Raw genomic sequence first — 12735 nt, forward strand, 5'->3', positions numbered from 1 at the left:
ATAACTTCATAACCCGGCGGAATTCCACAATACAAACTCACCCTAAGATACAAACGGTAACTTTTAACTAAAATATGATATACTTTCTTTTAGGATTGGAGTTGAAAAAATGGATAAAAACCAATTAGGTGTACAATACATGCAAGAAGGTAACTGGGAAGAGGCTGCTAAGGCCTTTAACGATGCAATCGAAGAAAACCCAAAAGACCCAGTAGCCTATATCAATTTTGGCAACGTTCTTTCAGCAGTAGGCGACGACGAAAAAGCAATCAGATTTTATCAAAAAGCAATCGAAATCGACGAAAATGCCGCTGCTGCTTACTATAGTATCGGAAACATCCTCTTTAGCCATGACCGCTTCGCAGAAGCAAAACATAGTTTCGAGCAAGCCATGAAAAAAGGACTCGACTCTAGCGACACCTACTTTATGTTAGGTCTAACACTTCTGCAGCTAGACCAAGGCAAGCTAGCCCTTCCATACCTGCAGCGAAGTGTCGAGTTAAACGAGAAGGACTCAGAGGCCCGTTTCCAGTACGGACTATGCCTTGCGCAAAATGATCTTATTGATGAAGCCATCATTGAACTAGAAAAATGCATTGAACTAGACCCTGATCATACAGATGCTTATTATAATTTAGGTGTCTCGTATGCATTCAAGGAAAATCAGGCCCAGGCGCTTGCTATGTTTAACAAAGCACTCGAAATCCAGCCAGACCATGTACTAGCAGGTCATGGCAAGAAATTACTAGAACAAAATCTCTAATATATAAAAAAGCCGAAAGGAGGGAGTAGAATGGAAAAACAAGACACCCTTGATTTATTCGCGGAACAAGGAAAGTTTGTAAAGGGAAGACCAATTGTAACGATTTTCCATAACGAACAAAACCTCTATACAGTCCTTAGAATCCGCGTCGATGAAACCAATGATCAATACGATGACAAAGAAGCGGTCATAACAGGATATTTTCCAAAAATCCATGAACAGGAAACCTATGTCTTTTTCGGAGAGTTTAAAGAACATCCAAAGTTTGGACTCCAATTCCATACGAATCATTTTCGCAAGGACATGCCCCAAACGAAACAAGGGGTTATTGCCTATTTATCAGGTGAAATGTTTAAGGGTATTGGGAAGAAAACCGCGGAGAACATTGTTGAGACACTCGGTGAAAATGCGATTTCAAAGATTCTCAATCAGCCGTCATTACTCGATTCCATTCCAAAGCTCCCTCCTGAAAAGGCCAAAATGCTTTATGATACCTTGATGGAGCATCAGGGCCTTGAGCAAGTAATGGTCGCACTAAACCAATACGGTTTCGGGCCGCAAATTTCTATGCGTATTTATCAAGCCTATAAAGATGAAACTCTCTCCATTATTCAAAAAAACCCCTATCAGCTTGTCGAGGACATCGAGGGGATTGGTTTCGGCCGGGCGGACGAGTTGGGTTATCAGCTGGGGATTACCGGGAACCATCCGGATCGGATCAAAGCAGCCTGCCTTTACACGCTCGAAAATGAAAGCATGCAAACAGGCCATGTTTTTTTACACGCGGAGGATTTGCTTGAACAAGTAAAGTCACTACTTGAAGAAAATAAGCGCAATCAAATTGAGTTTACGGATATCTCAAGCGAACTGATTAAACTTGAAGAAGAGGGGAAAATAATTGGCGAGGAAAAACGAATTTATCTCCCGTCATTATTTTTCGCGGAAAAAGGTCTTGTTACGAGCATTAATCGTATCTTAAAGCAAACCGAATACAGCGAACAATTCCCTGAATCTGAGTTCCTTCTGGCATTAGGAGGCTTAGAAGAGCGTCTAGGTGTACAATATGCCCCTTCACAAAGAGAGGCCATTCAAAATGCGCTCATGTCTCCTATGCTCATCCTAACAGGTGGTCCCGGAACCGGTAAAACAACTGTTATAAAAGGGATTGTCGAGCTTTACGGTGAACTGCACGGCTGTTCGCTTGAACCAAAGGATTACTTTAAAAAAGATGAGCCGTTTCCGATATTATTAGCAGCCCCGACCGGACGTGCGGCGAAACGAATGACTGAATCCACTGGACTGCCTGCGGTAACCATTCACCGCTTACTTGGCTTTAATGGGACAGAAGGATTTGACCGTGATGAAGCAAGCCCGCTAGAGGGAAAAATATTAATAGTCGATGAGACATCGATGCTGGATATATGGCTTGCCAATCAATTGTTCAAGGCCCTGCCGGAACATATACAAGTCATCATGGTAGGGGACGAGGATCAGCTTCCATCAGTCGGGCCTGGGCAAGTGTTAAAGGATTTGCTGCACTCTGCGCGGATTCCGACTGTTCGCCTTACTGATATTTACCGTCAGGCAGAGGGGTCTTCGATTATCGAACTGGCCCATGACATTAAGAAGGGATTTTTACCGCCAAATGTCACCGCAAAACAGGCTGATCGCTCTTTTATTAAATGTTCAACAGCACAAGTCGCTCAGGTCGTCGAAAAAGTGGCCCTTAATGCCAAAAACAAAGGATATACCGCAAAGGATATTCAGGTGCTAGCACCGATGTATCGTGGGCCGGCTGGTATTGACCGCTTGAATGTCTTATTACAGGAGATCTTTAACCCTAATCCTGATGGAAAACGTAAGGAAATCGCCTTTGGCGATGTAAAATACCGAATCGGTGACAAGGTACTTCAACTTGTTAATCAGCCGGAAAGCAATGTATTTAACGGAGATATCGGTGAAATTATCTCGATTATCTATGCCAAAGAAAATACCGAAAAACAAGATATGATTTATATTTCCTTTGAAGGAAATGAAGTCGAATATACAAGGCAGGACTTAAATCAAATAACTCATGCGTATTGCTGCTCCGTTCATAAATCACAGGGCAGTGAATTTCCGATTGTCATTCTTCCGATTACAAGAAGCTACTATAGGATGCTGCAAAGGAACTTAATTTACACAGCCATTACCCGTAGTAAACAATCATTGATTATTTGCGGGGAAGAAGATGCACTAAGGATGGGGATAGAACGGGCAGATGAACTCCAAAGACAAACTACACTCTGCCAAAAGCTGCAGGAATCCATTATAAATGTGACTCAAATGAATGTCGATATTTCGAGTGAGCTATCCTATGAGGAAGAAATGATGCAGGTCCATCCAATGATTGGAATGGAAAACCTTACACCTTATGATTTTCTAACTAATGACGGAAACTAAGAAATGTTCGGGGGGTGGAAACTCTTTGCGGACATTTTCTTTATTAAAAGGGCAGCCTGTTTTTGAAACCAAAAGTGGAACCAAAATAGGTGAGATTACCGATCTTTGTATAGCAAGCACCGGAAAAGTCGAAGGCCTATTAGTTAAAAAAGGGATATTCTTTAAGCAAACCTTCTTTTTGGACATTCAAAAAGTGGCCTCCTTTGGCTGGGATGGGGTAATGGTTGAGGATACCGGATATTTAGAAAAACTAAAAGAGAGTCCTGAATATACGTTAAACCATCAACATTCCTTAGACGGCATGATGATGCTTTCTAAAAGCGGTGAATCGCTCGGATTGTTAACGGATGTATATTTTCAGGAAGAATTGGGCACAATCGTAGGGTATGAAATTACGGATGGCTTCTTTTCGGAAATCACGGAAGGCAAACAAGTCATTCAATCCGGGAAGCCCGTCGCGATCGGAAAGGATGCCATTATCGTAGATGTAGATAATACGTGAGGTGTCTTTTCATGTTTAAGTGTCCCAATTGTCAGAGCAAAGATATCGGCAAAATTGGTATCAACCAGTATTATTGCTGGAACTGTTTTATCGAACTCTCTGTAAACAAAGGTATCATCAATACCCATCAGGTCGAAGAAGACGGGTCATTAAGTTCGTTGGATGATTTGTTTGAGGAAGAAGAACGTCGTTATACGATTTAAAACCGAGGGTTCCTCGGAAGTCTGGCCAATCTATTAAAGAGGTGAGACGAATGAATAAAATGATGACGACAATGGTTGCTTTTGGTGCAGGGATGGCAGCGTACAATATAGCCCAAAGAAATAATATGATGTCAGCCCGCAATATGAAAAGGATTCAAAAAAAGGTAAAGCGCGCGATATTCTAGGTTATTCCCCCTCAAGGTCCTTGAGGGGGATTTTAGCATAACTTGTATATTTCCACCATCAGTCTCCAAAACTAATCGAAGGAGGTCCTTGACGTGGATATTCGTGTAAAATGGTATTATCGAATTGGGTTCTTGCTCCTTTTATTAATCGCAATCTTCATTTTTTTAAAGATTAGTCCACTATGGATGCCAATTGTTAAAGTAATTGGAATAATCATTTTTCCTTTTATTATTGCTGGTTTTATTACTTATTTACTGCACCCGATTGTAGAGAAATTGCATGAAAAAGGACTGCATCGTGGTCTTGCTATTATCCTCATTTATTTTATTTTTTTTGGCGGTATCGGCTTTTCATTATATAAGGGGATACCAGTCGTCGTTGACCAAATAAAAGATTTATCTGAAAGTGCTCCCGTCTTCGCTGAGCAGTATCGGGACTGGATTGCATTGCTGCAGAAACATACAAGGGAATGGCCAGATGGTCTGCAAGCAAGGGTTGATGAGGGAATCGATGCATTTGAAAACAAACTAAATTCTCTATTAACGATTATCGTCAACATCCTTGTTAACATTCTGAATTCCGCCTTACTGATGATGATTATTCCGTTTATAACCTTCTACATGCTAAAAGATTATCCGTTATTAAAAAGGACTGTTTGGTATTTAACGCCTAAAAAATGGCGCAAGAAGGGCTCGGTGTTTCTTAAGGATGTAGACCAATCACTTGGCGGTTACATAAGAGGGCAGCTGCTCGTTTGTATTATTATTGGCAGTATTTCTTCGCTGTTATTTTGGCTCTTTCATTTAAATTATCCATTGCTTTTAGGGTTGATTGTCGGTGCCACTAATGTAATTCCTTATTTTGGTCCAATTATCGGGGCTGTCCCCGCAGTTATTATTGCTGCCACCATCTCGATGAAATTGGTTATTATTACGATTGTCATTGTCTTTGGATTACAGTTTCTTGAGGGTAACATTTTATCACCTTATATAGTGGGAAAGAGTTTACATATGCACCCTTTGTTAATTATGGCGGCCTTAACGACTGGTGGTGAAGTTGGCGGGATTTTAGGGTTAATCCTTGCCGTTCCGATCCTTGCCGTCCTCAAAGTGGGCATTATCCATGCAAAAAACCACCTAATGAAGGAATCAAATTGACAAACGTTTTATTGGTGGCTATAATTCGTGATATAGAATAATTGTTTGAAAATGTAGAAGGATTGAGTATGTTGTAGTCCATCTGTAACGCTTAGCGTAAAAGAGAGGAGCTTCCCAGGCTGAAAGAAGCTCTAGATGAAGGATAACAGAAAGCTAATCTGGAGTGCAGCTAATCACTGCCGTCACTGCCGCGTTAAGGCGGATTTTGAGAGATGGATACAGAATTTTGTATTCATAATCAGGGTGGTACCGCGAGACAAGCTCTCGTCCCTGTTTTGGGATGAGGGCTTTTTTGTATGCTTTTTTTAAAATTGGCTGTGTTAAAGGTTATTGTTAATTTTTAGCATGTTGATTGGAGCGGAAGGCGCGAAGACTCCTGCGGGAGTACGTGGCTGGGGAGACCCCACAGGCGCATAGCGCCGAGGAGGCTCCCCGGACCGCCCGCGAACCGCTCGCGCCTGGAGCGGAAATCAACTCTTAAGTTAACACAGCCTTAAAATTAAGGAGGTCTATAGAATGAAAAAATTAACAGGAGCTCAAATTCGTTCCATGTTTCTGCAATTTTTTAATGAGGAAAAAGGACACAACATTGAACCAAGTGCCTCACTTGTCCCGCATGATGACCCATCATTATTGTGGATCAACAGTGGAGTTGCAACCCTAAAGAAATACTTTGATGGTCGTGTGGTTCCAGAAAATCCAAGGATTACGAATGCACAGAAGTCTATTCGTACAAACGATATCGAAAATGTCGGAAAAACAGCCCGTCACCATACATTCTTTGAAATGCTAGGTAACTTCTCTATAGGAGATTATTTCAAGGACGAAGCGATCGTTTGGGCTTGGGAGTTTTTAACTTCCGATAAATGGATTGGCTTTGACCCAGAACTGCTAAGTGTTACGGTCCATCCAGAAGATCATGAAGCTTATGACATTTGGAATAAAAAGATTGGCATACCTGAGGAAAGAATCATCCGCTTGGAAGGGAACTTCTGGGACATCGGGGAAGGCCCTAGTGGACCTAATACCGAAATTTTCTATGACCGCGGTCCAGAGTATGGCGATGACCCTAGTGATCCTGAATTATATCCTGGCGGTGAGAACGAACGCTACCTTGAGGTTTGGAATCTGGTATTTTCTCAATTTAACCATAATCCTGATGGTACATATACGCCGCTTCCTAAGAAAAACATTGATACAGGGATGGGGCTCGAGCGGATGGCGTCCGTTGTGCAAAATGTTCCTACCAATTTTGATACTGACCTATTTATCCCAATTATCCGGTCAACAGAAGAAATCTCTGGCGTAAGCTATGGCGTAGAGAAGGAACAAGATGTTGCTTTCAAAGTTATTGCTGACCATATTCGTACGGTTGCCTTTGCTGTTGGTGATGGAGCCCTGCCATCAAACGAAGGCCGCGGCTATGTGCTGCGTCGTTTACTGCGCCGTGCAGTTCGCTACGCAAAGCAAATCAATATTAATCGTCCATTTATGTTTGAACTTGTACCGGTAGTTGGCGAGATTATGCAGGACTATTATCCGGAAGTAAAGGATAAAACAGAATTTATTCAAAAGGTTATCAAAAATGAGGAAGAGCGTTTCCACGAAACCCTTCATGAAGGATTAACGATTTTAGCCAGTGTAATCAGCAAGGAAAAAGAAAAGGGCAGCGATACAATCTCTGGAGCAGATATTTTCCGCCTCTATGACACATACGGTTTCCCTGTTGAATTAACAGAAGAGTATGCAGAAGAAGAAGGCATGAAGGTTGATCATGATGGATTCGAGATTGAAATGGAGCAGCAGCGTGAACGTGCCCGGGCAGCCCGTCAGGATGTCGATTCCATGCAGGTTCAAGGCGGTGTCCTCAGGGACGTTAAACTTGAAAGTAAATTCGTCGGTTACGATGAACTAAACACTCATTCTTCCGTAATAGCCATTATTAAAGACGGTGAACTTATCGAACAGGCTGAAATGGGTGAAGAAGTACAGGTTATCCTTGACAATACTCCTTTCTATGCAGAAAGCGGAGGTCAGATAGCTGACCGGGGCTTCCTTAAAGGTGACGGGGTGACCGCTCTGGTTAAGGATGTTCAAAAAGCACCAAATGGTCAAAACCTTCACAAGGTAATTGTGGAGAGCGGCAAGTTGAAAACCAATCAACAGGTAACCGCTGCGGTTGACGCTGAAAATCGGGTCAAAATTATTAAAAACCATACGGCAACACATCTGCTTCATCGCGCCTTAAAAGATGTACTTGGGGAGCATGTTAACCAAGCGGGCTCACTTGTTGAACCTGAGCGTCTCCGTTTTGACTTTTCCCACTTTGGTCAAATAAAACCGGAAGAGTTGGAACAAGTTGAACGAATTGTTAACGAAAAGATTTGGCGCAATATTGAAGTAAATATTAGCTTAAAGCCAATTGCTGAAGCAAAAGCATTGGGAGCAATGGCACTGTTTGGTGAGAAATATGGCGAAATTGTCCGCGTGGTTAGAGTCGGAGATTACAGCTTAGAACTTTGCGGTGGATGCCATGTACCAAATACCTCTGTCATTGGTCTATTTAAAATTGTTTCAGAGAGCGGAATTGGTGCCGGAACTAGAAGAATTGAAGCTGTAACAGGCGAATCAGCTTATAAATTATTAAATGAGCAGGTTGGTTTATTAAAGGATGCAGCTGATAAATTAAAAACCAATCCAAAAGATATTGGCAGCCGGATTGACGGTCTGATGACTGAAATTAAGCAGCTTCAGCGCGAAAATGAATCACTGGCTGCAAAGCTTGGAAATATCGAAGCTGGCAACCTTGTTTCAAATGCTAAAGAAATTGAGGGAATAACGGTTTTATCTGCAAAAGTACAAGCTGCTGATATGAATAACCTGCGGAATATGGCTGATGATTTGAAACAAAAGCTTGGATCAGCTGTGATTGTCCTTGGAAGCGCACATGATGGAAAAGTAAATCTGATTGCAGCAGTTACAAAGGACTTAATCGAAAGAGGCTATCATGCTGGTAAATTGATTAAAGAGGTTGCTTCCCGATGCGGCGGCGGCGGCGGCGGCCGTCCGGATATGGCGCAAGCCGGCGGAAAAGATCCAGAAAAATTGGATGCAGCACTTCAATTCGTTGATGAATGGGTGAAATCCATTTGATAATGGGACAAAGTAGTGTAAAATGTAAATAACTAACACTAGAAAAGCTGCAGTACGTAGCACTGCAGCTAGACATTACATTTCTCGTCAAATAATAAGCGAGGTGCATGAAATGAGCTCATTTGATAAAACGATGCGGTTTAATTTTCCAGAAGAGCCGTTTGAACATGACGTAAACGATGTTCTTTTGCAAGTCTATGAGGCCTTACAGGAAAAAGGATATAATCCAATCAACCAAATAGTTGGATATTTACTATCAGGAGATCCTGCCTATATTCCACGTCATCGTGACGCTCGTAACATTATACGTAAGCTCGAACGGGATGAAATTATTGAGGAATTGGTAAAATCCTATCTAAAACAACAACGAGAGGGTTAATGAATGCGCGCAATGGGATTAGATGTAGGCTCAAAAACCGTCGGCATTGCTTTGAGTGATGAGCTAGGCTGGACGGCCCAGGGCTTGAAGACCCTCAAAATCAATGAAGAAAAAAAACAGTTTGGTTTTGAGGAAATTGGGCAATTAATAAAGGAGTATCAAGTCGATACAGTCGTTATCGGATTACCTAAAAATATGAACGGGACGATTGGACCACGCGGGGAGGCAAGTAAGCAATATGCAGCCGAAATTGAGAGCAGATTTTCTGTTCCAACCGTTTTGTGGGACGAGCGGTTAACAACAATGGCTGCTGAACGTGTCTTGCTTGAGGCTGATGTCAGCCGCAAAAAGCGCAAGAAGGTCATTGATAAAATGGCAGCAGTTATGATTCTCCAAGGTTATCTTGATAGCAAAAATTAATGAGGTGAAGAGAATGGCACACGAACATAATCAGGAAGAAGATCGTTACATTACGCTTGTCGATGAAAATGGTGATGAACAATTATTTGAAATACTTTTCACATTTGACTCTGACGAGTTTGAAAAATCCTATGTATTCTTTTACCCAGTAGGTGCAAATGAAGATGAGGAAGAGGAAATTGATATCCTCACCTATGCTTATATTCCAACTGAGGACGGCGGTTTCGGAGAGTTAATGGAAATTGAAACGGACGAAGAATGGGATATGGTAGAAGAAGTATTTAATACCTTTAACGAGGAACAAGAAGAATAAGTTTTAAAACCGGCTGCTAATTTAGCCGGTTTTTTTAATCTGGATTTTTTGACATATAGTATGATAAATTGACATTTTTCGTACTATATGCTGAAATTATTATTGATATCTATTTTAAGATAATTTATATAGATAAGAATAATAATGTAACATTGGTCTTGGGAAGGGGGAACAGAATGACAAAAAAAGAAAAAGGCAATAAACAAGATGTCATTCGACAAAAAATGCTAGAACAACATTATGAAGCGAAGATTGTCCGCAAAATTGTTTTATTTATAGCTATATTCCTGCTATTATTCATAGTTTTAATTGGCGGTGGAGGTTACCTCTACATTCAGTCTGCCCTTAAGCCTATTGATGCAGATAGTAAGAGGTATAAAACAGTAGATATCCCAATCGGATCTTCTGTGACAGGAATTGGTGAGAGGTTAGAGAAAAATGGAATTATTAAAAATGCAAAGGTTTTTAAGTACTATGTAAAGCTTAAAAACGAAGGCGGCTTTATGGCGGGAAAATACCAGCTAAGCCCTTCTATGGATGTTCCTGAAATTGTCAGTCGTTTGAAAACAGGAAAAGTTTTGGCGGTAGCAACCTTTAAAATCACCATTCCTGAAGGTAAACAGCTGAAGGAAATTGCCGCGATTATCGCAAAAGCTACTCATCAAAATGAAGCAGATGTATTTAATAAACTAAATGATAAACAATATATCAAATCGCTTATGATCAAATATCCTGATATCTTAACAGATGAAATCTTGCATTCTACTGTAAAGTATCCGCTCGAAGGGTATTTATATCCGGCAACCTATCCATTTTTCAAGCCAAATCCTTCCGTTGAAGAAATAGTTACGGCCATGCTTGATAAAACAAGAATAGTATTGTCTGATTACACGGAAAAAAGTAAAGAAAAAAAGTTATCCATCCATCAATTATTAACGATGGCCTCTCTTGTTGAGGAGGAAGCAACCGGTAAGGCTGACCGGAAAACGATAGCCAGTGTATTTTACAATCGGCTTAAATCAGGAATGCCGCTCCAAACAGACCCTACAGTGTTATATGCGCTAGGAAAACACAAAGAAAAGGTTTATTATAAGGATTTAGACGTTAATTCTCCATATAACACCTATAAAAATACGGGACTGCCGCCGGGGCCGATTGCCAATTCCGGCAGGGTTTCTATTGAAGCAGCACTTGATCCGAATCAAACCAATTATTACTATTTCCTAGCAACAGCAAATGGCGATGTAATTTTTACAAAAACATTAGCTGAGCATAATCAAAAAAAGGCTGAGTATATTTCCAATAAAAAATAATCAGAACTTGGGGGAAAGATTAGCATTCCCCCTTTTTTTATGGTAAAATAATTCAGGTGTTTTAATAAGTAATCTATAGCGTAACCCACAGTTAAAGGAAACTGGAGGCAGTAACTGCCCCAAAAGCACTCAAGCTTTTCAGCTTGTCTGGATATCCTCATCTGTGAGCGCTATTTTTTCATGTCTAAAGAATTCTTCTTTGGCAAATACTAAAAGCATTTGATTTTAAGAATGGTCCGGATTTTAGCGTCCCGCGCTGCCGGCTATCTTATGAGGATAGAGGTGACGGCAGCTTGTTAAATAATGAGAAGCTGCATTCTTATATAGAGAGTCTATTTTCTGACAGGAACGCCCTGTTTAGCGAAATGGAGAATTATGCAAGTGAACATCATGTTCCGATCATGGAACTGGCCGGAATTGAAACCATGCTGCAATTATTGAGAATCCACCGGTCATGTAGAATACTTGAGGTTGGTACAGCGATTGGTTATTCGGCATTACGAATGGCTGCAGCCCTTCCTGAGGCAAAAATTGTCACGATTGAACGGGATATCGAGAGAATTCAAACAGCAAAAGAATATATCCAGCGATCCGGCAGGGCTGAACAAATCATCTTAATTGAGGGAGATGCCCTTCTTGTGGAGGACGCTATTCGCAGCCATGGTCCTTTCGATGCCATTTTTATTGATGCAGCTAAAGGCCAATATAAAAAGTTTTTTGAGCTTTATGCAAAGTATTTGACAGCTGAAGGGATGGTTGTTACAGATAATGTCTTGTTCAAAGGCCTTGTTGCAGAAGCGGAAATTGAATCAAAAAGAATCCGAAATCTTGTCAAAAAAATAGATGAATTTAATCAGTGGTTGATGAACCACCCTGAGTATGATTCTGTTATATTACCAGTTGGTGACGGAATTGCTATTAGCACAAAGAAGAGGTGAGAGGAATGAAAAAACCAGAATTACTTGTTACTCCTTTAACTGTTGATGATATTTTGCCATTAGCAGAAGCAGGTGCGGATGCGTTTGTAGTGGGGGAACAGCGCTATGGTCTTCGGCTTGCAGGTGAATTCAACCGCGAAAATGTCCGCAAGGCGATTGAATTAGCACATAGTAAGGGAAAAAAAGTCTATGTGGCAATGAATGCAATTTTTCATAATGAAAAAATTGCCGAGCTTGGTGACTATATTCAATTTGCAAATGAAGCAAAGGCAGATGCGATTATTTTCGGTGACCCAGCAGTTTTAATGACGGCAAAAGAAGTGGCTCCTGAGATGAAGCTGCATTGGAATACAGAGACAACCGGGACTAACTGGTTTACCTGTAATTATTGGGGCTCAAAGGGTGCGAAACGTTCGGTTCTAGCTCGTGAGATTAACATGGATGCCATTGTTGAGATAATAGAGAATGCGGAAGTGGAAATTGAAGTACAGGTTCATGGTATGAGCTGCATGTTCCAATCTAAACGTTCCCTGCTTGGAAACTATTATGAATATCAAGGCAAGGTTATGGAAGTTGAAAACCGCAAGATGGAAGAAAATATGTTTTTGCATGATAAAGAACGCGGTAATAAATATCCAATTTTTGAAGATGAAAATGGAACCCATATTATGAGCCCAAATGATATTTGTATCATTGATGAGCTCCAAGAAATGATGGAGGCCGGTGTCGACTCGTTTAAAATTGATGGGATTTTAAAAAGCCCAGAATATATTTTAGCTGTTACTAAAGCCTACCGTGAAGCCATCGACTTATGTGCTGAAAATCCAGATGCGTACGATGATAAAAAGGACGAGTTGTTAGAAGCAATCGAAGAAATTCAGCCAGCCAATCGTTCATTAGACACAGGATTCTTTTTCAAAGAAACGGTTTATTAGAAAAGTGGAGGCGACTGTTTAGTGCCGACTC

13 protein-coding genes are annotated in these 12735 nt (G+C 41.0%); all 13 read left to right on the forward strand.

Features of this window, described 5'->3' with window-relative positions; all coding sequences use genetic code 11:
• The first annotated feature begins 109 nt into the window (after positions 1–109).
• The 13 genes from AAHB15_RS22030 to AAHB15_RS22090 all read left to right on the forward strand — a co-directional run bounded on the left by AAHB15_RS22030 (position 110) and on the right by AAHB15_RS22090 (position 12704).
• Entirely contained in the window at positions 110–763 is a 654-nt protein-coding gene (locus AAHB15_RS22030; protein WP_342043351.1) for a tetratricopeptide repeat protein, read from the forward strand.
• Between the two features lie 30 nt (positions 764–793).
• Positions 794–3205, forward strand: coding sequence for an SF1B family DNA helicase RecD2 (gene recD2, locus AAHB15_RS22035; protein WP_342043352.1), 2412 nt, complete (start codon positions 794–796; stop codon positions 3203–3205).
• 25 nt (positions 3206–3230) lie between these two features.
• A complete protein-coding gene (locus AAHB15_RS22040) occupies positions 3231–3707 on the forward strand; it encodes a PRC-barrel domain-containing protein (RefSeq protein WP_335574130.1) in 477 nt (158 codons plus the stop codon).
• 11 nt (positions 3708–3718) lie between these two features.
• Complete coding sequence (locus AAHB15_RS22045) at positions 3719–3910, forward strand: hypothetical protein (RefSeq protein ID WP_098529891.1); 192 nt, start codon at positions 3719–3721, stop codon at positions 3908–3910.
• A gap of 50 nt (positions 3911–3960) precedes the next feature.
• Positions 3961–4095 (forward strand): YrzQ family protein, encoded by a 135-nt coding sequence (locus AAHB15_RS22050; protein ID WP_144564148.1) that lies wholly within the window; start codon positions 3961–3963, stop codon positions 4093–4095.
• Between the two features lie 93 nt (positions 4096–4188).
• Entirely contained in the window at positions 4189–5253 is a 1065-nt protein-coding gene (locus AAHB15_RS22055) for an AI-2E family transporter (RefSeq protein ID WP_335574129.1), read from the forward strand.
• A gap of 516 nt (positions 5254–5769) precedes the next feature.
• Entirely contained in the window at positions 5770–8406 is a 2637-nt protein-coding gene (gene alaS, locus AAHB15_RS22060) for an alanine--tRNA ligase (protein ID WP_335574128.1), read from the forward strand.
• Positions 8407–8518: 112 nt separating this feature from the next.
• Positions 8519–8785 (forward strand): IreB family regulatory phosphoprotein, encoded by a 267-nt coding sequence (locus tag AAHB15_RS22065; RefSeq protein ID WP_098529895.1) that lies wholly within the window; start codon positions 8519–8521, stop codon positions 8783–8785.
• A 3-nt stretch (positions 8786–8788) separates the two neighbouring features.
• Entirely contained in the window at positions 8789–9205 is a 417-nt protein-coding gene (ruvX, locus tag AAHB15_RS22070) for a Holliday junction resolvase RuvX (protein WP_098529896.1), read from the forward strand.
• 13 nt (positions 9206–9218) lie between these two features.
• The gene (locus AAHB15_RS22075) at positions 9219–9518 is read left to right on the forward strand and encodes a DUF1292 domain-containing protein (protein WP_098529897.1); all 300 of its coding nucleotides are present in this window, start codon (positions 9219–9221) and stop codon (positions 9516–9518) included.
• Positions 9519–9694: 176 nt separating this feature from the next.
• The gene (gene mltG, locus AAHB15_RS22080) at positions 9695–10831 is read left to right on the forward strand and encodes an endolytic transglycosylase MltG (RefSeq protein ID WP_335574127.1); all 1137 of its coding nucleotides are present in this window, start codon (positions 9695–9697) and stop codon (positions 10829–10831) included.
• A 293-nt stretch (positions 10832–11124) separates the two neighbouring features.
• Positions 11125–11769, forward strand: coding sequence for an O-methyltransferase (locus AAHB15_RS22085; RefSeq protein WP_335574126.1), 645 nt, complete (start codon positions 11125–11127; stop codon positions 11767–11769).
• Positions 11770–11774: 5 nt separating this feature from the next.
• The gene (locus tag AAHB15_RS22090; protein WP_335574125.1) at positions 11775–12704 is read left to right on the forward strand and encodes a peptidase U32 family protein; all 930 of its coding nucleotides are present in this window, start codon (positions 11775–11777) and stop codon (positions 12702–12704) included.
• Positions 12705–12735 lie beyond the last annotated feature (31 nt).

The organism is Bacillus sp. OTU2372, assembly GCF_038440275.1.
Lineage (GTDB): Bacteria > Bacillota > Bacilli > Bacillales > Cytobacillaceae > Neobacillus > Neobacillus bataviensis_B.

Bases quoted from the DNA above. Each gene is read 5' to 3' on its own strand.
- AAHB15_RS22030 (WP_342043351.1), top strand. From the start codon at position 110: ATGGATAAAAACCAATTAGGTGTACAATACATGCAAGAAGGTAACTGG.
- recD2 (WP_342043352.1), top strand. From the start codon at position 794: ATGGAAAAACAAGACACCCTTGATTTATTCGCGGAACAAGGAAAGTTT.
- AAHB15_RS22045 (WP_098529891.1), top strand. From the start codon at position 3,719: ATGTTTAAGTGTCCCAATTGTCAGAGCAAAGATATCGGCAAAATTGGT.
- AAHB15_RS22050 (WP_144564148.1), top strand. From the start codon at position 3,961: ATGAATAAAATGATGACGACAATGGTTGCTTTTGGTGCAGGGATGGCA.
- alaS (WP_335574128.1), top strand. From the start codon at position 5,770: ATGAAAAAATTAACAGGAGCTCAAATTCGTTCCATGTTTCTGCAATTT.
- AAHB15_RS22065 (WP_098529895.1), top strand. From the start codon at position 8,519: ATGAGCTCATTTGATAAAACGATGCGGTTTAATTTTCCAGAAGAGCCG.
- ruvX (WP_098529896.1), top strand. From the start codon at position 8,789: ATGCGCGCAATGGGATTAGATGTAGGCTCAAAAACCGTCGGCATTGCT.
- AAHB15_RS22075 (WP_098529897.1), top strand. From the start codon at position 9,219: ATGGCACACGAACATAATCAGGAAGAAGATCGTTACATTACGCTTGTC.
- mltG (WP_335574127.1), top strand. From the start codon at position 9,695: ATGACAAAAAAAGAAAAAGGCAATAAACAAGATGTCATTCGACAAAAA.
- AAHB15_RS22090 (WP_335574125.1), top strand. From the start codon at position 11,775: ATGAAAAAACCAGAATTACTTGTTACTCCTTTAACTGTTGATGATATT.